Consider the following 24,739-nt stretch of genomic DNA (forward strand, 5'->3'; position numbering starts at 1 on the left):
GCCACTAGGATGCTATTCCCACTCGATGGTTCCCGGCGGCTTGCTGGTGACGTCCAGCACCACCCGGTTGACGCCGTCCACCTCGTTGGTGATCCGGCTGGAGATCCGTGCCAGCAGGTCGTACGGCAGGCGCGACCAGTCGGCAGTCATGGCGTCTTCCGAGGAGACCGGACGGAGCACGATGGGGTGGCCGTAGGTGCGGCCGTCGCCCATGACGCCGACGCTGCGGACGTCTGCGAGCAGGACCACGGGCATCTGCCATACCTCGTTGTCCAGCCCGGCCGCGGTCAGCTCGGCACGCGCGATGGCGTCCGCCCTGCGCAGCAGGTCCAGCCGCTCCTTGGTGACCTCGCCGACGATCCGGATGCCCAGGCCGGGGCCCGGGAAGGGCTGGCGGCCGACGATTTCCTGCGGCAGGCCGAGCTGGGCGCCGACGGCACGGACCTCGTCCTTGAACAGGGCGCGCAGCGGCTCAACGAGCTCGAACTGCAGGTCCTCGGGGAGGCCGCCCACGTTGTGGTGGCTCTTGATGTTGGCTGCACCTTCGCCGCCGCCGGATTCGACGACGTCCGGGTACAGGGTGCCCTGGACCAGGAACTTGATCTTCTCGCCGTGGGCTGCGGCCTCGGCGATGATGGCCAGTTCGGCTTCTTCGAAGGCGCGGATGAATTCCCGGCCGATGATCTTGCGCTTGGTTTCGGGATCGCTGACACCGGCCAGGGCCGAGAGGAAGCGTTCCTGTTCGTTGGCCACGTACAGCTTCACGCCGGTTGCGGCCACGAAGTCGCGTTCAACCTGTTCCGCTTCGCCTTCACGCAGCAGTCCGTGGTCCACGAACACGCAGGTGAGCTGGTCGCCCACGGCGCGCTGGACCAGGGCTGCGGCCACGGCCGAATCGACGCCGCCGGAGAGGCCGCAGATAACGCGGGCATCCCCTACCTGCTGGCGGATGCGCTCCACCTGTTCTTCCAGGATGTTGCCCGTGGTCCAGTTGGGCTCCAGCTTTGCGCCCTTGAACAGGAAGTTCTCGAGCACCTGCTGGCCGTAGGCGGAATGCTTGACCTCAGGGTGCCACTGCACGCCGAAGAGGCCCTTTTCCTCGTTGGCGAAGGCTGCTACTTCGGCGCCTGCCGTCGTGGCGAGGACATCGAAGCCTGCAGGGGCTTCGTGCACGGAGTCGCCGTGGCTCATCCAGGTCTTCTGGTGCTGGGGCATGCCCTCAAGCACCGAGCGGCCGTCACCGAGGATGGTGGTTTCCGTGGATCCGTACTCCCGCAGGCCGGTCTTGTCCACCTTGCCGCCCAGGGCGTTGGCCATGGCCTGGAACCCGTAGCAGATCCCAAAGACGGGGACGCCGGCTTCGAAGAGGTCGGCACCCACGCTGGGGGCGCCGTCGGCATAGACGCTGGAGGGGCCACCGGAGAGGATGATGGCGGCAGGGTTCTTGGCCAGGAGCTGCTCGGTGGAGTAGGTATGCGGAACCACTTCCGAATACACATTCGCTTCCCTGACGCGGCGGGCAATCAGCTGCGCGTACTGGGCACCGTAATCAACAACCAGCACCGGCTTCTGGGAAGTCTGGGATGCAGTGGGAGTAGTCACCGTAATAGCCTACTTTGCGCCCTTGCACCGGCGCACCTTCAGAAGCCGCGCTGTGACGCAGCAGACGTCCGACGGCGGATGGCCGGCGCGCGCCGGGCCCGTTTCAGTAGCGCTGGGGAGCCTGCGGATTGGCGGCAAGCTCGGCTTCCACCTCTGCGTGGAATTTCTTCTCCACGATGAAGGACAGGAACGGCACGACGCCGCCCAGTGCCAGCAGCACCAGTTTCAGGAAGGGCCAGCGCATCAGGGACCACAGCCGGAAGTTGGAGATCAGGTACACAACGTACATCCAGCCGTGCACGATCAGCACGGTGACGGAGACGTTCATGCCGTTGAGCACCCCCGGCGGTTCCGCGTCGGCGAATCCGAAGCCGAACGGCTGGCCGGTCACCGCGTTGGTTCCGCCGGCGAACAGGTACTGCCCGAAGCCGTACCGTGCCACCAGTTCCGCACACAGCAGCAGGAGCATGGTGCCGGTGAGGTAGGCCATGACCTTGTAGAACTTCAGGGCGGACCGGATCTGCGCCTCGGTACCGCCGAAACGGCGCTTCTTCCCGGAGGTCTGGCCGGAAGCCTGCGATGAGGGGGTGGCCGGTTTCGGATCAATCATGGCTGTACCTTCTGCTGGTGCTGTTCAGGCTGCTGGTGCTGTTCGGCCTGCTGTGGAAGCTGTTGGTTTTCGTCGTGCCCGTCACCGTCGTCCCCGGCGTCGTCAAGGGCCTCCTCCAGGTCCCGGTGGTAGTCGTCCTTGACCAGCCGCCACCAGATGAAGAGGGCGAACCCGGCGAAGACAACCCACTCGATGGAGTAGAAGAGGTTGAGCCAGTTGATGTGCTGCGCCGGCGGCTGCGGACCGATGTCCAGTGGAAGGAGGTTCCCCGGAACCGCGGCAGCGCTGACGTCCTGGCCCCCCACCACTTCCGCGGTGGCAGACACGAAACCTGGGTAGCTGCTGACCTCCCAGTAGTTGATGAGCTCCGCCACGGAGACGGCGGAGGCCTCCCCCGATTTAGGAGCTTTCCCCGCCACCGGCGCTTCGGACGGCAGCAGCCGGCCGGTCAGCTCAACAAGGCCCGACGGCGGTGCTGCCGCGTCCCCGGGCTGGGCGACCCACCCGCGTGCCACCGGGATCCACGTCTGTGGTGAGGCACCTGCTCCGGTCAGGGCGGGGGCACCGTTAACGGCGAAGGCTGAAACAACCCAGTAGCCGGTTTTGCCGTCGTGGAGCCTCCCGGGGACCAGGACCTGCTTGTCGGGACTGTACGTCCCCTGGGCAGTGACCATCTGGTCGGCAACACTGCCGTGGAAGAACTCACCCGGCTGCAGGGTGCCGGTAAGCGGCTGGACCTGTTCGGTGGCGGGATTGACCGGCACCTCGGGCTGGGTGGAGCGGCCGAATTGCCACTGGCTCAACAGCACGAAGACCCCGGAGAGAGCGATCGCGAAGATAAAGCCTGCGATCCATCGGGGCTTAAGGGCAGTTTTCCACACGTCTTAACCGTACTTCGTAGTTCTGTAGAACAACTAAACGCCGGGGGCGTCCGGGCCCGGAGGCGGGACCGGGGATGCGCCTAGTGGTCGAAGAACACCAGGCTGGAGTTGATGAGCTCGGCGATTACTTCGGCGTCATAGGCACGCCGCAGCGACTCGCGGAATGATTCCTTGGAGAGTGACCGGGCCAGGGTGGCCAAAACTTCCAGGTGGTCGGAGAAAGAGCTCGCCGGGGTGGCAATCAGCAGGATGACCGTGGCTGGACCGTCGGCTGCACCGAAGTCCAGGGCGTGGCCGTACTTGGTGATGCCGACGGCGATGGAGGTCTGGGACACGAATTCGCTGCGGGCATGCGGCAGTCCGATGCCGCCCGGGAGCCCCGTGGCCAGCTGGTGCTCCCGGGCATTGACGTTTTTCAGGAACCCGTCAAGATCCGAGATCCGCCCTGCGGCGTGGAGCCGCTCTGCCAGCTGGTTGGTGGCGTCGGTCTTGTCCTTCGCCTCCATTTCCAGGATCACCATGTCGGCGGTGGTCAGGTGGGCGTCATACGGGTCCAGTGGTTCCGCCAAGGCGTTTCCCTTCGGTCAGCAGTGGGGCGAACGGCTCCTCAACGCAAGGGCACGATATCTTCCGCGCCCAGGCGGGCGGCGTCTGCGGATTCGTCGTCCGGCTGTTGCTGGCTGAGGCGTTCGGCCTCCACGCGGGCAAGGTAGTGGCGGACTTCGTTTTCACGCTGCGTGTCACTCCAGCCAAGGACGTCACCCATCAGTTTAGCGACAACGGGGGCGGCGGACACGCCGCGGTCCCATGCTTCGATGGAGATCCTTGTGCGCCGGGTCAGGACGTCCTGCACATGGCGGGCACCTTCGTGGCTTGCGGCGTAGACGGCCTCTGCCTGCAGGTAGTCGTCGGCGCCAGGGAGTGGCTCCGCCAGCTCCGGGTTCTGCTCAATGAGGGCCAGGACCTCAGGCGTCATGGACCCGTACCGGTTGAGCAGGTGCTCGATCCGGGCGACGTGCACCCCGGATTCCTCTGCGGTGCGGTTCCGGCGGTTCCAGGCGGCCCGGAAACCGCTGGCGCCCAGGAGCGGAATGGTTTCGGTGCAGCTGGGCGGGACGCGTTCGTCCATGGTGCGGGTGGCCTCGTCAACGGCATCCTTGGCCATGACCCGGTAGGTGGTCCACTTTCCGCCCGCCACCACCACCAGTCCGGGAACAGGGTGCGCCACCACGTGCTCGCGGGACAGCTTGGCGGTGGAGTCGTTTTCGCCGGCCAGCAGCGGCCGCAGGCCGGCATAGACCCCTTCGACGTCTTCCCGGGTCAAGGGCCGCTTGAGCACCTGGTTGACATGCTCCAGGACGTAATCGATGTCTTTGCTGGAAGCGGCGGGGTGGGCCTTGTCCAGGTGCCAGTCAGTGTCAGTGGTGCCGATGATCCAGTGCCGTCCCCATGGGATGACGAACAGCACCGACTTCTCGGTGCGCAGGATCAGCCCCACCGTGGACTGGAAGCGGTCGCGGGGAACCACCAGGTGGATGCCTTTGGAAGCACGGACCTTCAGCTGGCCGCGGTCGGTCACCATGGCCTGCGTTTCGTCGGTCCACACGCCGGTGGCGTTGATGACCTGCTTGGCGCGGATGCTGAACTGCGTCCCGTCCTCGCGGTTTTCCACCTTGGCCCCCACCACGCGTTCGCCTTCGCGGAGGAAGTCCACCACCTTCATCTGGTTCACGGCGTGGGCGCCGTAGTAGGCAGCCGTGCGGACCAGGTTGGCGCAGTATTTGGCGTCATCCACCTGGCCGTCGTAGTACCGGATGGACCCGACGAAGGCATCGTTCTTGAGGCTGGGGGCGGCCCGGAGCGTTCCCCGGCGGCTGAGGTGCTTGTGGAACGGCACTCCCCTGCTGTGGCCGGCGGAGACTGACATGGCGTCATAGAGGGCGATGCCGGCACCAACGTAGGGACGCTCGATGAAGGGTTTGGTCAGCGGATACAGGAACGGCACCGGCCGGGCCAGGTGGGGTGCAATCTCGGAGAGGAGCAGCCCGCGTTCCTGCAGGGCCTCTTTGACCAGGGCAAAATCCAGCATTTCCAGGTAGCGCAACCCACCGTGGATCAGTTTGGAAGACCGCGACGACGTGCCTGCCGCCCAGTCGCTTGCCTCGACGATGCCCACGCTCAACCCCCGGGTCACGGCGTCGAGCGCGGCTCCCGTGCCGACGATGCCGCCGCCGACAATCAGGATGTCCAGTTCCTGGCCGGGTTCCGTGGTGGCGCGCAGCCGCTGGATGGATGCTTCCCTGGCTTCCGGGCCAAGGACCCCGCCGTTTGCAGGAACACTCTTCATTGAACGCCTCCAGTGCCTCTAGTGCCGGTAGTAAACCCACACTACTTGCTGGGGGCGTGCTTTGGGCAGGGCGGGACCGCGCCCGCCCCGCCCTGCCGCGGCGTGTCAGTTCCCGGCGTACGGCGACACGACGACGTCAACCCGCTGGAATTCCTTCAGGTCCGAGTATCCGGTGGTGGCCATGGAGCGCCGCAGGGCGCCAATGAGGTTGGACGTGCCGTTGGTGTGGTGGCCTGGTCCAAACAGGACCTCCTCCAGCGGGCCCACAGTGCCTACGTTGGCGCGGTCTCCGCGCGGCAGCTCCGTGTGGTGCGCTTCCTGGCCCCAGTGCCACCCCTTGCCCGGTGCTTCTTCTGCCCGGGCCAAGGCACTGCCCAGCATGACGGCGTCGGCGCCCATGGCGATCGCCTTGACGATGTCACCCGAGGTGCCCATGCCGCCGTCGGCAATCACGTGCACGTAGCGGCCGCCGGACTCGTCCATGTAGTCGCGGCGTGCCGCGGCGACGTCGGAGATGGCTGAGGCCATGGGCGAGTGGATGCCCAGCGCGCGCCGCGTCGTGGTGGTGGCACCGCCGCCGAAGCCCACCAGTACGCCCGCAGCGCCGGTGCGCATGAGGTGCAGCGCCGGAGTGTAGCCGGCCGCGCCGCCGACGATGACGGGGACGTCGAGTTCGTAAATGAACTGCTTCAGGTTCAGCGGCTCGTGGTCCTTGGAGACGTGCTCTGCGGACACGGTGGTGCCACGGATGACGAAGATGTCGACGCCGGCGGCCAGGACCGTCTTGTAGTGTTCCTGCGTGCGCTGGGGGGTCAGGGACCCGGCAACAGTGACGCCGGCATCACGCATTTCGGCGAGCCGGGACGTGATGAGCTCGGGCTGGATGGGTGCCTGGTACAGCTCCTGCATGCGCGTGGTGACGGCAGGGCTGTTGGTTTCATCCTGGAGCGCCGCGATCTCATCGAGGATGGACTGCGGATCCTCGTACCGGGTCCAGAGGCCTTCCAGGTCCAGCACGCCGAGGCCGCCGAGCTTGCCGAGGGCGATGGCGGTGGCCGGGGACATGGCCGAGTCCATCGGCGCGGCGATCACGGGCATCTCGAACTGGTAGGCGTCGATCTGCCAGGAGACGGAGACGTCCTTGGGGTCGCGGGTGCGACGGTTGGGGACGATTGCAATGTCATCCAGGGAGTAGGCACGACGCCCACGCTTGCCACGGCCGATCTCGATCTCATAAGTCACTGCTCTAGGTTATCCCAGCAGGTCCGCTGGCCTGGCCTGGGCCGGCGCTGAAGGTCATCGCTGGCCCTGGCGACTGCGCCGAGCAAGCACGTAGCCTTGGGCAGGGGGCTTCGGTGGATGCTCCCGCGACAGCTTCCACGATTGGGCCTCCTTCCGATATGACGCACTCCATTCCTTTTCCCGCCGACACGCCTGTCCATTCGCTCGACCATTGGCTCTCCCCCGAACTGGCCCGTGTCAGCCCGCCGGACGCCCCCTCCCGGCTCCGCGAGCTGGCCGATGCCCAGGGCACTTTGGCCGCCGGCTGGAGCGGGGCGATCGCCGGCGGCCCCGTCCTGGCCCTGGCAGGCGCCTTCACCTCCGTGATGTCGGGGAATCCCGCGGCAGCGCTTGTCCTGCTCCCGCTGGGGGCCGTCCTGGTGCTGCTGGGCCTCTTCGGGTGGAAACGGGTCCGATCCGTCCTGCCCCGGACTGACAAGGCCCTGATCACCCGTGGCCCCGGATCTGCCCGCGGCGGCATCGGCATGGTGTCGTTCCTGGCTGTCGTTCTCGGCGGGATCATTTACCTGTACCTGCCCTCCGCCATGGCGAAGGGCGCCGGTGAGGTCACTATCCTGGTGGGCAGCTACGTACTCATGCTGGCCCTCCTGGTCGCGTGCATCATCGTCCCGTCCGCGGTCCTGGGCCGGGCCCGGGAGTCGTTCCGCCTGCGGGTGCAAACCAGCCCGAGGCTTCGGAGGGCACTCGAGGAAGATCTGGCCGTCTGGCGCGATCCCTACGGCAACGCCGCTTACGGCCCCCTCTGACATCCGGGAAGCGCAGGATTGTGATGGGCAGTCGGTGGACATTTGACGGGCATATCGCCGGGATCGGCACTGCCTCCGGGTTGCGCGCCGTAGTTGGAATGTGGCAGGACTCCCCCTTTGGGTCCTTCTCGGACGTCATGGTGCAGCAGCCTTCTGGGCATCGCCTTCTGCTCGCTCCGACATCCGAGGTGGCCGGCTTCATTGCCGCCACCTACACCTTTGATGAAGTGCGGGTGCTGGACGTTGCTGCCTCGCTCACCGACCACACGTTGACGGTCGATGCCGGCCCGCTGGCAATCCAGGCCGTCACCGGTTCGAGGACCCTGCTGGGAACAGCGCTGCGGACAGTACCCCGGCGCCTTGCAGTCCATCCCCGCTGGCTCGCCGCGGTCAATCCGTTCGCTGCCCTCGCGGCACCCGGCGCCCGCACCTACGGAACTGCGGGCAGCGGAAGGACGGAGTTCTATGGGGTGACGGACCTGCACCACGTGACGTCCGCCGTTGTCCGCTGGAATGGTGCCGATGCCGGAGCGCTGGCCCCCATCCGGCCAGCCGTCACGTTCGGCTTCAGCAGCGTCCCTCCCCGCCCGAGCATCGCCCGCGTGCGTACCACCGTGGTGGACGGCAGGCACGGAGGTTAGATCTGCCCATCGCTGCATGCGCGGGCCTGTATTAGCCTTGGCACCGGAAAATTGATTTTGGGGGGAACAGCGTGGCACCAGGCGACGAATCAACGGCATCGGCTCCTGCCTGTTCCGGCATCAGGGATCTGAGAAGGGTGCCGGACGCGACGGCTTACGGCTACGCCCAGCGCCGGTCCTGGATCTTTTTTGCCTGGTGGTACCCGGCAGTGCTGTCCATCGCCGGCCTGCTTCACGCCGTGCTCGCGCTGGCACTGGGCCAGAGCGCCGAAACCGGCATCGGTATGGCCGTTCTGGGGGCAGTGCTGGCTTCCACGGGTTGGGCCTTGACCGCCTGGCTCCGGTTCACCCGCAGGCCACCGCGCCCCGCTTCTAACCTTCTGCGGGTGGAGCGGGGGATCCGGGGCACCCCAGTGATGGTCTGGACTATCTTGGTCGCCACCACGGCCGCCGTTGTGGCCTTGATCCTGTTCACCCTCAACGGCGCCTCTCCGGAAAATTTGCCGGTGCTCGGACTGCTGGTCACGGTTCCCCTCGGCTCGGCCGCCGGCCTGCTGCACACCCGCCGCCTGATGTGCAACAACGCCGGACTCTACGCCCGCTGGCTCGAACGCCGTTCCCTGACGGAGCATTCATGAGGGGTGGCGTGGCTTCGCCCAGCACTGAGGCCGTCCCGCAACTAGCCCTGGGCCATGCCCATCGCAGGGCCCGTGTCTTCTGGTTTTGGTGGATGGGCATGGTCTTCGCCGTACCCGGCGCGGTTCAGGCGATTGTATTGGCCGGCACTGGCCAGAATCCCGGGAACGGACTTGTGCTGCTGGTGCTGGTTTCACTCCTGGTGGTGGCCACGCCGCGAGGGACGTCCCCTGATGTCCTGCCCATCCTTGCGTTGCGTTTTTGGTTGCCTTTCCCTTGTCGGTTGGAGCAGGAATGCTGTACCCGCGGCATCTGCACCAGCACCGGGACCGCCTGTACGCCGCCTGGTTGCGGCGACGCTGACAGAAGTGCCCGATCGGCGGGCGGGCTCCCCCGACCTGCATCAGACTCCTTCAGGTTCCTCCACGGAAAGCTGGGACTCGAACATCCTGAAGTACCGGCCGCGCAGGGCCACCAGTTCCTTATGGGTGCCTTTCTCCACAATGCGGCCATCCTCCAGCATGTACACCACGTCCGCCTTCTCGATCGTGGCGAGCCGGTGGCTGATGGCGATGATGGTGCTGCCGCGGTCAGCGAAGAGCCTGGTGAAGATTCGGTGCTCAGCGAGGGCATCGATGGCCGAGGTGGGCTCGTCCATCACCATGAAGGATGCGTCGCGGTAGAAGTTCCGTGCCATGGCCAGGCGCTGCCACTGGCCTCCGGACAGGCCACTGCCCTTCCGTCCGCGCGGATCCTCCATCCAGTTGCTCACGTGGTTGTCGAGTCCGTTCGGCAGCCTATTGATGAAGTCGAGCGCCTCGGCGTCGGCTGCAGCCTTGCGGACGCGGGCGTCGTCCCGACGTGAATCAACGTCGCCGAAGTAGATGTTCTCGGCCGCCGTGGCGAACTCGTACTTCAGGAACTCCTGGCTGAGCACGGCAAGGTGGCGGTGCCAGGATTTAACGTCGACGGCGGCGAGGTCCACGCCATCGAGCAGTATCTGCCCTGAGTCGGGCCGGTAGAGTCCGGCGAGGATGCGGATGAGGGTGGACTTCCCGGCGCCGTTCTCCCCGACGATGGCGATGTGTTGGCCCTGCCGGATGGTGAGGCTGATGCCCTTGATCACCTCGATGTCGCTGCCCGTGTAGGTGAAGCGGATGTCCTTCAGCTCCACTTCCCTGGGCGCCTCCAGGAGGGGTGGGGCATGTTCCGAGTGCACGGGCATCGCCATGAACAGCTCGTAGTCCTTCAGGTTGGCCAGGTCTTCATCAATGGAGCTGAGCGAGGACACCAGGCTGTTTGCGGTGGACAGGGCACGGCTGACGATCTGCTGGACGTAGAGGAACTGGCCCACCGGGGCTGCGCGGGCAATGATCTGGCCCACCACCCAGATCAGCGAGACCACTTCCGCGCCGTACTGCAGGGCGTCCGCCGCCAGCTGCCTGGGGATGTATCGGCGCTGGTAGTCCAGGCGCCGCCGTTCGTCGGCGTCCCGGAGCCGGGACCGAAGGTCCATGAGGAAACCGACGATGCCATAAAGCCGCATTTCGGCAATGTGCTGCGGCCGGAGGAGGTTGGTCTCGATCATGCGGCGCTGGCGCCGCGAGTCCACCTGCGTGTTCCAGTGCGCAATCTGTTCCCTGGACAGCTTGAACTGCAGGTACACGCTCGGAACGATGGCCACCAACACGATGACGGCGATCCACCAGCTGACCAGCAGCAGGGCGCCCACGGCCAGGATGACCGAGACCAGCTGGGTGAAGATCGCGGCAATCCGGTCCAGGACGCGGGCGTAGGAGTCGGAGAACCGTTTGGCGCGGTCGTAAAGGTCCACTGTCTCCTTGTCGTCGTAGCGCCAGAAGTCCAGGGAGAGGAAGCGCTCGTACATCTGGTCCCCCACGATGGCGCCTACTTTGAAACTCATCAGCTGCTGGATGTAGCGGTCCACGCTGTTGAAGGCGCCCCAGAACAGGCCCAGCGCCGCAGTGACGACGACGTACACGATGGCAAGCCGCCCCGCTCCGCCGTCGCCCGCGTACGCTGCCGCCAATGCTGTGGTAGTGAGGGACGCGTAGAAGGTGGTGACCAGCGGCAACACCGCGGAAATCAGGGAACCCAGCACCTTCATGACGACGGCGCCCGGGGAGGCATGGAAGCTCACCCGGAGCACCTGGGCCACGGCCTTGGCATAGGGGCGCACGGCAAGCCGCTTTTGCGGGTCGCGTTTAGGGGTCAGCTCCGCCGGATGGCGCGGTTGGGACATGGAATCAGCCTAATGCGGGGCGGTCCGTCACGATGTGGAATGGAGACAGCGCAGCAGGGCATCTTCGCCTGGCGAGTGTGCCATGTAGTGGAAGTCCGGCGGCCCACCGGCCAATCGACGTGCTCCACCGCTGTGGTACGCCGCGCTCATCCACTCCGGGCCACGCCATTGTGGCCAGTCGGATGGTTCGGGGTCGGGGTGTTCGGGTTTGTAGTGGCGTCCGGTGGGTGAGGTCCAGCCGGGCGGCTCGTTCTTGGTGGCCGGGTCGGGTGTCCATTGGCTGTGGTGTTTGAGTCGATGGTGTTTGGGGCAGAGCTGGGCCAGGTTGCTGACGTTGGTGGTGCCGCCGTGTTGCCACGCTTGTAGGTGGTCGGTTTCGTTGTCGGGGGTGCGGTTGGTGCAGCCGGGGAAAGTGCATTTGGTGTCCCGCAGCCTGATCCAGCGTTTGATGGCTTCGGTGAGCCGGTAGTTTTTCCGGCCGATCTCCAGTGGTGCGCCGTCGCGTGGGTCGACAAGGACCCGATAGAACGAATCCGCCCCGTCCGCGACGAGCCTCCGCGCCATGGAGGCCGGGATCGGTCCGAAACCGTCCAGCACTGCTGGTTCGTCGGTCGCTCCGAGGAGGGAGAACACCGGCACAGTGACCAGGACGTCGGCCCGCGGGGTGGGCACCTTTCCCATCGCGGTCGTACTTGCGGTGGCCGCGGTGGTGCCAGAGGAACGTTCACCCGCAACCTGCCCGGTACCGAGGAGCAGCGATGCTGCGATGTCGGGGCGGAGTTGGGTGAGGGTGCGCTCTTCGGTGGGCCCTTGGAGGCCGCGGGCGGTGGCGGTGGTCCGGTTCCAGATGGCGCACGCGGTATCCCCGGGCAGGTACAGCGAGATCCAGGCCATGCCGTCCCGGTCGGGGACATATTCCATCCGCCGGTCCGCCGCACCCTTGGCGTGCCGCTTCTCGATGGAGCCCGGATGATGGCGTTCCCTCCACCCACGGACCTTGGCCCGGAACCGGGACGGGACAAGCTCACCGGGAGCCGCACCCCGGGCGGGGTTGGCAGCGGCGGGGTCGAAGAAGTGTGCCACCAACCCGGCGGCGCCAGCGGCATCGAGGCCGTCGGTTTCGTCGGCGATGATCTTTGCGTGCTGCCAGGACAACGATCCGGCCGACAGGGCCTCAAACACGGGCGGGAACAAACAGATCCGCCGTGACTGGTCCACGAGGGCGCCCGCTGCGGCCGAGCTGATGGTCAGGACCCCGGCGACCTCCTCGACAACGGAGACGTAGGCGTAGGTGCGGTCTTGAACGGAAGCGTCCGGCGGGGTCATCGCCTGCTGGAACTCCACTGCCTCGGCGGCGTCCCGTGCTTTCATCGCAGCGAGTTGTGCTTCCAGTCGGGATGCAGCTTCCAGTCGTGCAAGCCGGATCCCATACCGCCGCTGCAACACATCCACACCGACACCGACATCCACGCCAGCACCAGCGTGAGCCCCGGAAGCCAGGAAAGCGTCCTCTTTCTCCAGGGCGCTCAGGGCAGCAACAGAGGCACGAACACCCTCCAACGCCACCCCAGCACTACCGCCGATTCCCATAAGAACATCATCCAACGGGGGTCCGACATTCAAACCGACCGCGTTCTCCGGTACCCAACAATAAGAGGAGGCGGGAAAATCCCGCCTCCTCTTTCACACGCCTCAGCGTGAAAAACCCTTCGCCGTTAGCGCGATCCGTAGTTCGGCGCCTCGACGGTCATCTGGATGTCGTGCGGGTGCGATTCCTTCAGGCCGGCGGAGGTGATCCGGACAAACTTGCCGCGGACCTTCAGCTCGGGAATGGTGGGCGCTCCGGTGTAGAACATGGTCTGGCGGAGGCCTCCCACCAGCTGGTACGCCACTGAGGACAGCGGGCCACGGTACGCCACCCGGCCTTCGATGCCTTCGGGGATCAGCTTGTCGTCACCGGACACGTCGGCCTGGAAGTACCGGTCCTTGGAGTAGGACGTGTTCTTGCCGCGCGACTGCATGGCGCCGAGGGAGCCCATGCCGCGGTAGGACTTGAACTGCTTGCCGTTGACGAAGATCAGGTCGCCCGGAGACTCGTCGCAGCCAGCCAGGAGGGAGCCCAGCATGACTGTGTCGGCGCCGGCCACCAGGGCCTTGCCGATGTCGCCCGAGTACTGGAGGCCGCCGTCGGCGATCAGCGGCACGCCGGCCGGAATGGCAGCCTTGGCGGATTCGTAGATGGCCGTGATCTGCGGGACACCCACGCCCGCCACCACACGGGTGGTGCAGATGGAGCCGGGACCAACGCCCACCTTGATACCGTCGGCGCCGGCGTCAATCAGTGCCTGGGCACCTTCACGGGTGGCAGCCTGGCCGCCGATAACATCCACGTGAGCGGCGACGGGATCGGACTTCAGCCTGCGGATCATATCCAGGACACCCTGGGAGTGGCCGTTGGCGGTGTCCACGAACAGCGCGTCCACGCCGGCGTCCACCAGGGTCATGGCGCGCTCCCAGCCGTCGCCGAAGAAGCCGATGGCGGCACCCACCCGGAGGCGGCCTTCATCGTCCTTGGTGGCCAGGGGGTACTGCTCGGCCTTGGTGAAGTCCTTGGTGGTGATCAGGCCCTTGAGCCGGCCCTGCTCGTCCACGAGCGGGAGTTTTTCGATCTTGTTGGTGGCCAGCTTGTGCGAGGCTTCCTCGCGGCTGATGCCCACGTGTCCGGTGACCAGGGGCATCTTGGTCATGACGTCGCTGACCAGCCGCAGCGGAAAATCGGACTCCGGCACAAAACGGGTGTCGCGGTTGGTGACGATGCCCAGAAGGCGGTTGTCCTCGTCCACCACGGGGAGGCCGGAGACGCGGTAGTGGGCGCAGAGATCATCGAGCTCGCGCAGCGTTGCCTCGGGGCGGATGGTCAGCGGGTTGGTGATCATCCCGGACTCGCTCCGCTTGACCCGGTCCACCTGGTCCGCCTGGTCGGCGATGGACAGGTTGCGGTGCACGACGCCCAGGCCGCCCTGGCGGGCCATGGCGATGGCCATGCGGGACTCCGTGACCGTGTCCATCGCCGCGGAGAGCAGCGGGGTCTGAACGGTGATGCGCTTGGAAATTCGTGAGGACGTGTCTGCCTCGGACGGGATGACGTCCGTGTGGCCCGGCAGGAGCAGGACGTCGTCGTAGGTCAGGCCGATGAAGCCAAAGGGGTTGTGTTCGGGCTCGGTCATGAGTGCGCCTCTTACCTTGGTTGCTGGGTCACGGGTAGGGGTTGCAGCCGATGACCAGCCCGTAATTACGGAACTGGCCTGTGCAGACGATCCTGCGGGAGCACCGTGCAGGACGGCGTTCCGGGGGCAGAAAGTGTTGAGTAAATATTAGAACCTCGGCGGCAATCCCCCTATTCCAGGCCGGCAATGTGAGCAACCCCACGGGCCCGGCAGGCGGAATGGTTCAGCTCCAGCCGGTGGCGGCCAGCAGCCGCTGCTCGAACATCGGGATCATGGTTTCCACATAGGTCCTGGTGAGGTGGTTGTCGTCCTTGTAGACGTACACGTTTCCCACCACGGCCGGGCAGACGCCCCGCGCGCAGATGAAATCGCTCATGTCCATCAGGTGCAGCCCCGGCAGTTTGCCGCGGTAGTTCTCCAGCGGTGACGGCTCCACAAGGGACTCCGCCAGGGACGGGTTGCAGGCAGGGGCGCTTGCACCGTTCCGCTGGGCACACTGCGGCATGTTGAAGGTGAACCGCGGGTTGTCCCGGATGCCCACGATTTCGATCCCGGCGTCCGCGAACGGCCGGACGCCATCGAGGTATCCCGGCACTTCGGTTTCGAACGGAGCGTCCTCGTGGGTCAGCGACGCCACGGTGAACACGGCGTCCGGCCGGTGTTCCAGGACATAGGCGGAGCTGGCCCTGTTGTAGGCGTTGCATTCGGCGTTCCTGGTGTCCGATTCGGCGCCGAAGCGGCAGGCAGGCATCAGCAGCGTTACCAGTTCCCAGCCACGGGCCGCTGCCACGGGCGCCAGGGCGGCGAGGTACTGCTGGGCGTGGGAGTCGCCCAGGACCACGATGCGCCGGGTGGCTGGTTCCTCCGGCAGCTCCTGCCGGCAGCCCTCAAGGATCGGATCGCCGGTGGCGTTGGCTCCTGTGCAGGGCGAATCGATGCCGGCCCAGTCGTTGTCCAGTGCGGTGGGTCCGGGGATGGTGCGCGCCCTTGGTGCGGGCGAGTTTTCGTTTTCCGGGGTGAGCGCCAGGGCACCTGGCGTCAGCTCCCGCGGTTGGGCCGCCGTCGCGCTTTCCTCTGCGGTGAGCGTCGTCTGCCAGACCGCGACAGGCCCCGCCAGGACGGCGCCGCAGGCGACGATGACGACGACGGTCCGCCAGGCGCGGAGCTTGGGCCAGTGCCAGTCGCGCAACGGCTTTTCCACGAAGCGCGTGGTCAGCACGGCAAGCACGATGGAGGCCCCGACGATGCCAAGACCCTGCTTGAGGTTCGGCGCGTCGACGCCTGTGGCGGCCAGCACCAGCACCAGGACGGGCCAGTGCCAGAGGTACAGCGCGTAGGAGTTATCCCCCAGTGCGACGGCGGGCCGGCTGCTGAGGAGGCGGTCCACCCCGTACCGGCTGCCCGACTGGCCCGCGACGATGATCGCTGCTGCCGCAAGGGTTGGCCACAGGGCCACATATCCGGGGAAGGAACGGTCAACGGTAAGGACCAGCCCGCAGGAAACCATGGCCGCCAGGCCGGCCCAACCCAACGCCACGCGCAGGACGCGGCCGGGCTTGAGGTACGGCAGCGCCAGTGCCAGCAGGGACCCCAGCGCAAACTCCCACAGGCGGGCCCGGGTATCGAAGTAGGCGTACGCCTGGTTGGTGGCGGTCTGGTCAATGGAGTAGGCCAGGGACACCGCAAATACCGTGCCGAACACCAGCGCCAGCAGGCCCCTGTACGTCAGCCAATGCAGGCGGGGTACCCTGCGGAGCCCGGCCAGCACGGCTGCCGTGGCGGCAAAGACCAGCGGCCACAGGATGAAGACCTGGCCCTGGATGGACAGGGACCAGAAGTGCTGCAGGGGGCTGGCACCGGCGTGGTCCTGCGCGTAATAGTCCACCGACAAATCGGCAAGGAGCCAGTTTTGTCTGTACAGCAGTGACGCCCAGGCCTGGTCGAGCACCTGCGGCCACCGGCCCTGCGGCAGGATCAGCCAGGTGCCGGCGAGAACTCCGAGAATCACCACGACGGCGGCTGGCAGCAGTCGCTTGAACAGGTGCAGCCAGTGCGCCAGGAGCCCGAAGGGTTTGCCTGATTCCGCCTTGCGGACGAAGGACAACGTAAGCAGGAAGGCCGAAACCAGGAGGAAGATGTCCACGCCACCGGACACGCGGCCCAGCCAGACGTGGTAGGTGACAACCATCAGGACGGCCAGGGCCCGCAGCCCCTGGACCTCGGGCCGGAAGGTGGGCTTCCGTTGGCGGGGCGCGGCGCCCGGGCCGGGTTCGGGTGCCTTCGGGGTTTCCGTTATCGACACTAGAACCTCTCACAACTCCCGCCAGCCAAAGCCCCCAGCCTAGCCAACGCGCTGTTCAACAGCCAATCACGCCGCCGGTTCAGACTATGCTGGCCCCAGTCGTGGAAGGGAGCGGGCGTGGTTGTCCAGCTGCGGATTTGTGTGCCCGGCGAGCTGTCCGACGTGACCCGGCAGACCTGCCGCGACCAGCGCGGAACGGCAGAGGTCGCTGTGGTCCGGGGCGCCTCCGTGGTGCCGGAGGGCGATGTTATTGAAGTCCTGATCGCCCGGGAGGCAGTGGAGGAACTGCTGGAGAAGCTGAATATCCTGAAGGTCCGCGATGTTGGCTCCATTTCCATGTCCACACCGGAATTTGTGCTGTCCAGGAATGCGGACCGGGCAGAGCGGGACGCCCCCGGGGATGGCGCCGACGCGGTGATCTGGGATGACGTCACCCGCCAATCCGGCGAAGACTCCCGGCTGACGTGGAACTTCCTCGCGTTCCTGGTGCTGGCCACGCAGCTCGCGGGGATCGGCATCGTGACCGATTCCCCCATCGCCATCGTGGGCGCCATGGCGGTGGGCCCTGAGTTCGGACCGCTGGCCGCGCTGGCGGTTTCGATCGCCACCCGGAAGTGGAGGCTTGGCCGCCGGGCTGCAGTCGCCCTGGCCGTGGGCTTCCCGGTTGCCATGCTGCTGGCGGCACTGACGGCGTGGCTGTCGATCCCGCTGGGCCTCTTCCCGCGGGATGCCCTGGACAAGGGATCCGCCGTCGAGTTCATCTACCATCCCGGCCCGTATTCGTTGATCGTGGCCCTCCTGGCCGGAATCGCCGGAATGCTCTCCATCATTGGCCGGCGTTCGGCGGCACTGATCGGCGTGTTCATCTCCGTGACCACGGTGCCGGCCGCCGGATACGTGGCGGTGGCCTTGGTGCTGGGCGAGTACCAGAAGGCCGCCGGTTCCGCGCTCCAACTGCTGCTCAACCTCGTGGGCATCGTGGTGGCCGCCCTCGCGGTGCTGCTCTTCTACCGGGTGGTCGCACGGCGCCTGCCCGACGGGGTGGCACGCAGCCTGAAGCGCCAGCGGACCGGAACAGGCCGCTGACCGCTCGCCTCTAGGAGCGCAGCAGGGCGCGCAGGGCCTGGATGGTGTCCGCTTCCGCCGGGGCCTTGTCGTCCCGGTAGCGCTTGACGCGAGCGAACCTCAAGGCGATCCCGCCCGGGTAGCGCGGCGACTGCTGCACGCCGTCGATGGCTATTTCGACGACCGTGACCGGTTCAACCCAAACAGTGCCTGCCGTGCGCCGCACCTCAAGCTCCTGGAACCGCTCCGTTTGCCAGCGCAGCAGTTCATCGGTGAGGCCTTTGAACGTCTTGCCCACCATCACGTAGCCGCCGGGTTCGCCGAACTCCCCGGTAGGGTCAAGGGCACCAAGGTGCAGGTTGGAGAGCATTCCCGTGCGGCGTCCAGAGCCCCATTCGCAGGCGAGCACCACCAGGTCATACGTGTGGACCGGTTTCACCTTCACCCAGTTGGATCCACGCCTCCCGGCGGCGTAGGTCGATTCGATCGCCTTCACCACCACGCCCTCGTGGCCCGCGGCGAGTGCATCCCGCGACACCCGTTCGGCAACGGCCGGATCCGCCGTGACCTCCCCGGGAATCCGGTGTGCCGGTGCAACGCGTTCCAGGACGTCGATGCGGGTGGACAGCGGTTCATCCAGCAGGTCACGTCCGTCAATGTGGAGCACATCGAAAAACCAGGGATGGAGCAGCGTTTCGCGGACTGCATCGGCGCCGAAGCGGGACATCGTTTCCTGGAAGGGCCGCGGGGCGCCGTCCTCATCCAGGGCGAGCGTTTCGCCGTCAAGGATCACGTCCTGCACGGGCAGCCCGCGGACCAGGTCAACCACCTCGGGCAGCCGGTGCGTCACCTCCGCGAGGTTCCGGGTGAAGATGCGTACCTCGCTGCCCGACCGGTGCACCTGGATGCGGGCGCCGTCGAGCTTGAATTCCACCGAGGCCTCCCCCGTCGCTTCCAGGGCGGCACCCGCGCTGCCGGCGGTGGCCGCGAGCATGGGCTGCACCGGGCGGCCCACCACCAGGCCGACGGCGTCAAGTTCGGCCGGGGTGCCGGTGAGCGCCAGGAGGGCGGTTCCTCCGAGGTCCCCGGAAAGCATTGCCGCACGCCGGACCGCCTCGACGGACCTGTCTGCGGCGCGGGCAATGGCATCCGTGAGTACTCCTTCCAGGGCGCCGGTGCGCAGTTCCCCGAGCAGCACGCCGGCGATGAACGACTGCTCCGACGCGGTGGCCGCTCCCATCAGCGTCCCGAGGATGGAGGCCCGCCCCGCACCCGACCCGCTGCCCGCTGTTGCCAGGAGCCGGTCCAGCGCGGCATCGAAATCCGCCACGGTGAGGCTTGGCTCCGCGGCGGGTTCTTCCTTGGCCGCCGCCACGGCGCTCCAACCGACGCCAACCCGGCCCTGACGGGGCTTGGCACTGAGCAAACCCACCGCCGTCGGGATCTCCGCGGGTTCCAGCCGGCGCAGGAGGTGGGCCAAAGCGTCCACTTTCGCGAGCCGGGACCGGGTCGATGCGACGGTTTTCGTGGTGTCCACGAACTCAAGGAGCAGCATGGCACCATCCTGCCACGGGCACCGGACCGGGACACTGGACAGAGCCCCGGTGCGGGTCCACAATGTGCGCGTGGGGATCATCGTGGCGAACCTGTTCATCACCCTCGACGGCGTGTACCAGGCGCCGGGCGGCCGTGAAGAAGACCCCGAAGGCGGATTCGCGTTCGGCGGCTGGCAAGCGCCGGTGTCCGACGACGAGGCCGGCGCCTCGATAGCGGACGAGATCAGCCGGATGGATGCCCTCCTCCTCGGCCGGAAGACCTATGACATCTTTGCGTCCTACTGGCCGCACCAGTCCGGTGACATAGCCGATGCCCTAAACCGGGTCCCCAAGTTCGTTGTCTCCAGCACGCTGGCGGACCCGGACTGGGCCGGCACCACAGTCCTGCCGGATGCCGCGGCCGCCGGCGGCCTCCGGGACGGGTTCGGGCAGCTGCACATGTTCGGCAGCGGGATGCTGATCCGTTCCCTCCTGGCTGCCAATGTGCTGGACCGCCTCCACCTCTGGCTGTACCCGGTGGTCCTGGGCCAGGGCAAGCGCCTGTTCGATGAGGGAACGGTTCCCTCCACTTTCACGCTGGCCGAGCAGGCCCGCAGTTTTCCCAAGGGTGCGGTGTCGCTGGTGTACGAGCGTGCCGGAGAAGTTGAGACGCGGGAGATGGACGCCGGCTAAGCGCCCACCGCCCCAGAAGCAGCAACGCAAAAGGCTGGCCCGGCAGATGCCGGACCAGCCTTTTCAGCGGTAGGCCGCCAGGGCGCAGCGTTAGTGGCTGTGGCCTGCGTGCTCGTCCTCTTCGGCCGGCTTCTCCACGACCAGGGTCTCGGTGGTGAGAACCAGGGCGGCGATGGAGGCCGCGTTGCGGAGGGCTGCACGGGTGACCTTGACGGGGTCGATGACGCCCGCGGCAATCAGGTCCTCGTACTCACCTGACTTGGCGTTGAAGCCGTTGTTGGTCTCAAGGTCGGCAACCTTGGAGGTGACAACGTAGCCATCGAAGCCGGCGTTCTGCGCGATCCAGCGCAGCGGCTGCACCAGTGCGCGGCGGACGATGCCCACGGCTGCGGCGGCGTCGCCTTCGAGGGCCTTGACGGAAGCGTCCTCATCCAGTGCCTTGAGGGCGTGGATCAGGGCGGAGCCGCCGCCGGCAACGATGCCTTCTTCGAGGGCAGCGCGGGTGGAGGACACAGCGTCCTCGATGCGGTGCTTCTTTTCCTTGAGCTCAACCTCGGTGGCAGCGCCGACCTTGATGACTCCGATGCCGCCGGCAAGCTTAGCCAGGCGTTCCTGGAGCTTTTCGCGGTCCCAGTCGGAATCGGTGCGGGTCAGCTCGGCGCGCAGCTGGGCAACGCGTGCAGCGACGTCCTCGGCAGAACCGGCGCCGTCCACGATGGTGGTGTTGTCCTTGGTGACCGTGATGCGACGGGCGGTACCCAGCACCTCCAGGCCCACGGAGTCCAGGCTGAGGCCCAGTTCCGGGGAGACAACCTGCGCACCGGTGAGGGTGGCGATGTCCTGCAGCATGGCCTTGCGGCGGTCGCCGAAGCCGGGAGCCTTGACGGCTACGACGTTCAGGGTGCCGCGGATGCGGTTGACGATCAGCGTGGACAGGGCCTCGCCCTCAACGTCCTCGGCGATGATGAACAGCGGCTTGGAGCTCTGCAGCGCCTTTTCGAGCAGCGGCAGGAATTCCTGGATCGAGGAGATCTTGCCCTGGTTGATCAGGATGAGTGCGTCCTCGAGGACTGCTTCCTGGCGCTCCGCGTCGGTGACGAAGTACGGGGACAGGTAGCCCTTGTCGAACTGCATGCCCTCGGTGAGGACCAGTTCGGTCTGGGTGGTGGAGGACTCTTCGATGGTGATGACACCATCCTTGCCCACCTTGCCGAAGGCCTCGGCGAGCAGTTCGCCGATTTCGTCGCTCTGCGCCGAGATGGCGGCAACGTTGGCTACCTGGGTGCCTTCGACCGGGCGGGCGTTCTCCAGCAGGCGGGCGGCCACGGCCTCAACCGCAACCTCGATGCCGCGCTTGATCTGGCCGGGGGCAGCGCCGGCTGCAACGTTGCGCAGGCCTTCCTTGACCAGCGCCTGTGCCAGGACCGTGGCGGTGGTAGTGCCGTCGCCGGCAACATCGTTGGTCTTGGTCGCTACTTCCTTGGCCAGCTGTGCGCCAAGGTTCTCGTAGGGGTCGTCCAGCTCGACTTCGCGGGCGATGGTGACGCCGTCGTTCGTGATGGTGGGGGCACCCCACTTCTTGTCCAGGACGACGTTGCGGCCGCGGGGGCCGAGCGTCACCTTGACGGTGTTCGCGAGCTTGTCGATGCCGGCCTCAAGGGACCGGCGGGCAGCGTCGTTAAACGCAAGCTGCTTTGCCATGGTTTTGTCCTTTCAAAGACAGAAACCCCGCACTGCCGGCCAGCGTGAGCATGGCCGGCAGCACGGGGATCCGGAAGAGTTACTTGACGACGATTGCCAGGACGTCGCGGGCGGACAGCACGAGGTACTCGGTGCCGCCGGTCTTGACTTCGGTTCCGCCGTACTTGGAGTAGATGACGACGTCGCCAACGGCTACGTCAACGGGAACGCGGTTGCCATCTTCGAAGCGGCCGGGGCCTACTGCGACAACTTCGCCTTCCTGCGGCTTCTCCTGTGCGGAGTCCGGGATGACCAGGCCGGAAGCCGTGGTCTGCTCGGCTTCGAGCGGGCGGACAACAATACGATCCTCAAGAGGCTTAATAGAGACCGACACTCGGACCTCTCCTTTTCGTCAGCAAATTCGTGGACTGGAAAGCTTTTCGCCGTAGCTGGCAAACCGTCGTCGCGGTGCCGGCAGCAGCATGGCTGGCAGCTCTTCATGTGTTAGCACCCTCCTAGGGAGAGTGCTAATGAAGACTCTATGTATGAGTTAGCACTCGGTCAAGGTGAGTGCCAACGTTTCGTCATGGGCGTACAGCCCGGGGCGGACGACGGCAGGTGGCCGGGGACGCGAAATGGCGCCCTGTCCCTACCGGCCCAGGTCGTCGAAGTCCACGTCCTCGCCGCCCTCCGTGTCGCTGCCGCCCTGCTTCCGTCCCCGGAAGAGCACCCAGCCGGACACCGCTGCGGCGAGCAGCGCAGCAGCGAGGAAGAAGATGCTCCCGGCCCGCGCGCCGTCGTACAGCCCGCGGATGTCCCGGGCCTCCTGGGTGTTGTCCTGGACGTCGTTGCCTCCCACCGAGTAAACGGTGGCGTTGAACGTATCGAGCAGGAAGATGATCACCAGCAGCGCGATGCAGACCACGGCCACGACGGCGGCGGCGATCAGCACAGGACGGGCGAACCTGGCCGGATGGCGGTCCCCGGACTCGTGGTCGCCGGTCTCGCGGGGGGCTGCGCTCTCATCCATGGATTCAACACTATCCGCATCCCGGCCACGCGCTCCTCCACTAGGCTGGAACCCATGGCTCACGCTCCCCAGGACCAGATTGCACAGGACCAGATCGCACCATTGCTGACCCCCGAAGGCTGGGAGTTGCTGGCGTCCTTGGGCCCCTACCGGGACGAGGACTCTTTCGAGCTGAACTCCGCGCTCCGGAAAGCCGGACACCCCGCCGGGCTCGTGTCCGCCGTCCTGACGCAGTCACGGCTGCGCACCAAGGCAGAGGGGAAATTCGGGGAGTTCGCCCGGCAGATGCTGTTCACCCAGGCGGGCCTGGAGCAGGCCACGCGCCTCAACGTCGCCGCCCACCACGCCCAGCGGTTCGCTGCCGCGGGGATCAGCCGCGTGGCGGACCTGGGCTGCGGCCTCGGCGCCGATTCCCTGGCGCTGGCCTCCCTGGACATCAATGTCACCGCCGTCGAAATGGACGAAACCACGGCGGCGTGCGCCACGGTGAACCTCATCCCGTTCCCCAACGCCACAGTGGTGCATGCGGATGCGGAATCGGTTCCGCTGGACGGGGTGGATGGCGTCTGGCTGGACCCTGCCCGTCGGGTCACCTCCACTTCCGGCACCAAGCGGATCTGGGACCCCGAGGCATTCTCCCCGCCGTTGTCCTTCGTGGAATCACTGGCCGCGCAGGGCAAGGCAGTGGGCGTGAAGATGGGCCCGGGCATGCCGCATGAATCCGTGCCCGCGGGCTGCGAGGCGCAGTGGGTGTCGGTGGCCGGTGACGTCACGGAGGTGACCCTGTGGTTCAACGCCGTGCGCCGGCCTGGAGTCCGCCGCGCCGCGTTGGTCCTGGGGCCGAAGGCTCCGGCGGAGCTGACCAGCCCGGAGGATTTCGGCGACGGCCCGTCAGCGCCGGTGGGACCGGTGGAGGGATACCTGTACGAACCCGACGGCGCCGTGATCCGCGCCGGACTGGTGGCGGACGTAGCACTGCAGCTCGGTGGCCACCTGGTGGACGAACACATTGCCTACATCTGCGCTCCCGAACTCCTGGCCACCCCGTTCGCCCGGGCCTACAAGGTCCTGCAGGTCATGCCCTACAACGTGAAGGCGCTCAAGGCCTGGGTGAAACAGGAGGGCATCACCGTGCTGGACATCAAGAAGCGCGGCACCGCCGTCACCCCCGAAGAGCTGCGGAAACAGCTGCTGCCCGGCGGAAAGAACGCCAGGAAGGGCGGCAAAACGGCCACCCTGGTCCTGACGCGCATCGGTGAGGACCGGGTGGCCATCGTGGTGGAACCCGCCTAGCTGCCCCTACTGGGCGCGCATGAACTCCTCGGCGGCCCGCACCTGGTCCGGGGTGGGCCGGACGCCCGTGTACAGGACGAACTGTTCCAGTGCCTGGATGGTGGCCACTTCGGCCCCCGTGATCACCGGCTTGCCGGCCGCACGGGCCGCCTTGATGAGGGGGGTTTCGGCGGGCAGCGCCACCACGTCGAACACCAGGCGGGCCGCGTTGATGGCTTCCGCCGGGAAAGCCACGGTGTCCGATTCCTCCCCGCCGGCCATCCCCAGCGGCGTGACGTTGATGATCAGGTCGGCCGTCCCGCCGTCGAGCGCTGCCCGCCACTGGAAGCCGTACTGGTCCGCGAGCGCACGCCCCGCGGCCTCATTCCGGGCCAGGACGGTGACGTCGGTGAATCCGGCGTCCCGGAGGGCGGCAACCGTGGCCTTGGCCATGCCCCCGGCGCCCTGCACCAGCACCGAATAGTCCGTGGGGACTGCATTGGTGGCGACGAGTTGTTCGATGGCGGTGTAGTCGGTGTTGTACGCCTTGAGGTGCCCGTCCGTGTTCACGATGGTGTTCACCGAGTCGATGGCCTTGGCGGAGGGGTCCATCTCGTCCACCAGGGCGATGACGTCTTCCTTGTACGGCATGGAGATGGCACAGCCACGGATGCCCAGCCCGCGGACACCGGCAATGGCCTGTTCCAGGTTGGTGGGTGCGAAGGCCTTGTAGATCCAGTTCAGGTCCAGCTGCCCGTAAAGGTGGTTGTGGAACCGGGTCCCGTTGTTGCTGGGACGGGCCGAAAGCGAGATGCAGAGGGTCATGTCTTTATTCAGAATGGGCACCAGACCATTAAACGCGTTCCAGCCCAAGTGGGTAGCGCCAAGTGTCGTTTTGACGCCTCAA

21 protein-coding genes are annotated in these 24,739 nt (G+C 66.6%); 6 read left to right on the forward strand and 15 right to left on the reverse strand.

From position 1 onward, the window contains the following. Positions 1 to 12: 12 nt before the first annotated feature. From guaA to LDO22_RS07380, 6 genes are all read right to left on the reverse strand, one after another. Positions 13 to 1,602 carry a glutamine-hydrolyzing GMP synthase gene (gene guaA, locus LDO22_RS07355; RefSeq protein WP_224026608.1) on the reverse strand — a complete coding sequence of 530 codons (1,590 nt, stop codon included), beginning with the start codon at positions 1,600 to 1,602 and terminating at the stop codon, positions 13 to 15. 103 nt (positions 1,603 to 1,705) lie between these two features. Next, the gene (locus tag LDO22_RS07360; protein WP_224026609.1) at positions 1,706 to 2,212 is read right to left on the reverse strand and encodes a DUF3817 domain-containing protein; all 507 of its coding nucleotides are present in this window, start codon (positions 2,210 to 2,212) and stop codon (positions 1,706 to 1,708) included. Beyond that, the gene (locus LDO22_RS07365) at positions 2,209 to 3,093 is read right to left on the reverse strand and encodes an SURF1 family protein (protein ID WP_224026610.1); all 885 of its coding nucleotides are present in this window, start codon (positions 3,091 to 3,093) and stop codon (positions 2,209 to 2,211) included. The genes LDO22_RS07360 and LDO22_RS07365 overlap by 4 nt, the downstream gene beginning before the upstream one ends. 80 nt (positions 3,094 to 3,173) lie before the next feature. Further along, positions 3,174 to 3,662: a PTS sugar transporter subunit IIA gene (locus LDO22_RS07370; RefSeq protein WP_159631436.1), complete on the reverse strand. Its 489-nt coding sequence runs from the start codon at positions 3,660 to 3,662 to the stop codon at positions 3,174 to 3,176. A 38-nt stretch (positions 3,663 to 3,700) separates the two neighbouring features. After that, a complete protein-coding gene (locus tag LDO22_RS07375; RefSeq protein ID WP_224026611.1) occupies positions 3,701 to 5,440 on the reverse strand; it encodes a glycerol-3-phosphate dehydrogenase/oxidase in 1,740 nt (579 codons plus the stop codon). 105 nt (positions 5,441 to 5,545) lie between these two features. Beyond that, positions 5,546 to 6,682, reverse strand: a complete 1,137-nt coding sequence (locus LDO22_RS07380) for a GuaB3 family IMP dehydrogenase-related protein (protein WP_159631434.1) — start codon at positions 6,680 to 6,682, stop codon at positions 5,546 to 5,548. Between the two features lie 158 nt (positions 6,683 to 6,840). Between LDO22_RS07380 and LDO22_RS07385 the strand changes: the two genes are divergently transcribed. The 3 genes from LDO22_RS07385 to LDO22_RS07395 all read left to right on the forward strand — a co-directional run bounded on the left by LDO22_RS07385 (position 6,841) and on the right by LDO22_RS07395 (position 8,767). Further along, positions 6,841 to 7,488 carry a hypothetical protein gene (locus LDO22_RS07385; RefSeq protein WP_159631433.1) on the forward strand — a complete coding sequence of 216 codons (648 nt, stop codon included), beginning with the start codon at positions 6,841 to 6,843 and terminating at the stop codon, positions 7,486 to 7,488. 23 nt (positions 7,489 to 7,511) lie between these two features. Next, complete coding sequence (locus LDO22_RS07390) at positions 7,512 to 8,129, forward strand: hypothetical protein (protein WP_159631432.1); 618 nt, start codon at positions 7,512 to 7,514, stop codon at positions 8,127 to 8,129. Positions 8,130 to 8,266: 137 nt separating this feature from the next. After that, positions 8,267 to 8,767: a hypothetical protein gene (locus LDO22_RS07395; RefSeq protein WP_224026612.1), complete on the forward strand. Its 501-nt coding sequence runs from the start codon at positions 8,267 to 8,269 to the stop codon at positions 8,765 to 8,767. Between the two features lie 401 nt (positions 8,768 to 9,168). Here LDO22_RS07395 and LDO22_RS07400 read toward each other — a convergent pair whose 3' ends face one another. The 4 genes from LDO22_RS07400 to LDO22_RS07415 all read right to left on the reverse strand — a co-directional run bounded on the left by LDO22_RS07400 (position 9,169) and on the right by LDO22_RS07415 (position 16,551). After that, positions 9,169 to 11,028: an ABC transporter ATP-binding protein gene (locus LDO22_RS07400; RefSeq protein ID WP_224026613.1), complete on the reverse strand. Its 1,860-nt coding sequence runs from the start codon at positions 11,026 to 11,028 to the stop codon at positions 9,169 to 9,171. Between the two features lie 27 nt (positions 11,029 to 11,055). After that, positions 11,056 to 12,399, reverse strand: coding sequence for an HNH endonuclease signature motif containing protein (locus tag LDO22_RS07405; RefSeq protein ID WP_263422196.1), 1,344 nt, complete (start codon positions 12,397 to 12,399; stop codon positions 11,056 to 11,058). A 344-nt stretch (positions 12,400 to 12,743) separates the two neighbouring features. Further along, positions 12,744 to 14,255, reverse strand: a complete 1,512-nt coding sequence (guaB, locus tag LDO22_RS07410) for an IMP dehydrogenase (RefSeq protein WP_159631427.1) — start codon at positions 14,253 to 14,255, stop codon at positions 12,744 to 12,746. A gap of 223 nt (positions 14,256 to 14,478) precedes the next feature. Next, the gene (locus LDO22_RS07415) at positions 14,479 to 16,551 is read right to left on the reverse strand and encodes an acyltransferase family protein (protein ID WP_224027187.1); all 2,073 of its coding nucleotides are present in this window, start codon (positions 16,549 to 16,551) and stop codon (positions 14,479 to 14,481) included. A 123-nt stretch (positions 16,552 to 16,674) separates the two neighbouring features. Between LDO22_RS07415 and LDO22_RS07420 the strand changes: the two genes are divergently transcribed. Beyond that, complete coding sequence (locus LDO22_RS07420; RefSeq protein ID WP_159631426.1) at positions 16,675 to 17,643, forward strand: DUF389 domain-containing protein; 969 nt, start codon at positions 16,675 to 16,677, stop codon at positions 17,641 to 17,643. Positions 17,644 to 17,653: 10 nt separating this feature from the next. On the opposite strand, the gene LDO22_RS07425 is transcribed toward LDO22_RS07420, so the two are convergent. Further along, positions 17,654 to 19,177: an ATP-dependent DNA ligase gene (locus LDO22_RS07425; RefSeq protein WP_224026615.1), complete on the reverse strand. Its 1,524-nt coding sequence runs from the start codon at positions 19,175 to 19,177 to the stop codon at positions 17,654 to 17,656. A gap of 70 nt (positions 19,178 to 19,247) precedes the next feature. Here LDO22_RS07425 and LDO22_RS07430 point away from each other — a divergent pair, with 70 nt between their 5' ends. Next, complete coding sequence (locus tag LDO22_RS07430; RefSeq protein WP_224027188.1) at positions 19,248 to 19,850, forward strand: dihydrofolate reductase family protein; 603 nt, start codon at positions 19,248 to 19,250, stop codon at positions 19,848 to 19,850. Between the two features lie 90 nt (positions 19,851 to 19,940). Here the strand turns inward: LDO22_RS07430 and groL are convergent, their stop codons facing one another. The 3 genes from groL to LDO22_RS07445 all read right to left on the reverse strand — a co-directional run bounded on the left by groL (position 19,941) and on the right by LDO22_RS07445 (position 22,560). Next, positions 19,941 to 21,551, reverse strand: coding sequence for a chaperonin GroEL (gene groL, locus LDO22_RS07435; RefSeq protein ID WP_159631423.1), 1,611 nt, complete (start codon positions 21,549 to 21,551; stop codon positions 19,941 to 19,943). 79 nt (positions 21,552 to 21,630) lie between these two features. Beyond that, a complete protein-coding gene (gene groES / locus LDO22_RS07440) occupies positions 21,631 to 21,924 on the reverse strand; it encodes a co-chaperone GroES (protein ID WP_003805290.1) in 294 nt (97 codons plus the stop codon). Positions 21,925 to 22,179: 255 nt separating this feature from the next. Continuing rightward, complete coding sequence (locus LDO22_RS07445) at positions 22,180 to 22,560, reverse strand: hypothetical protein (RefSeq protein ID WP_159631422.1); 381 nt, start codon at positions 22,558 to 22,560, stop codon at positions 22,180 to 22,182. Between the two features lie 54 nt (positions 22,561 to 22,614). On the opposite strand from LDO22_RS07445, the gene LDO22_RS07450 reads away from it, so the two are divergent. Further along, positions 22,615 to 23,853: a class I SAM-dependent methyltransferase gene (locus LDO22_RS07450; protein WP_224026616.1), complete on the forward strand. Its 1,239-nt coding sequence runs from the start codon at positions 22,615 to 22,617 to the stop codon at positions 23,851 to 23,853. A gap of 6 nt (positions 23,854 to 23,859) precedes the next feature. On the opposite strand, the gene LDO22_RS07455 is transcribed toward LDO22_RS07450, so the two are convergent. Further along, entirely contained in the window at positions 23,860 to 24,678 is an 819-nt protein-coding gene (locus LDO22_RS07455; RefSeq protein WP_263422197.1) for a shikimate 5-dehydrogenase, read from the reverse strand. Between the last annotated feature and the right edge of the window lie 61 nt (positions 24,679 to 24,739).

Source organism: Arthrobacter sp. NicSoilC5 (assembly GCF_019977395.1).
Taxonomy (GTDB): domain Bacteria; phylum Actinomycetota; class Actinomycetes; order Actinomycetales; family Micrococcaceae; genus Arthrobacter.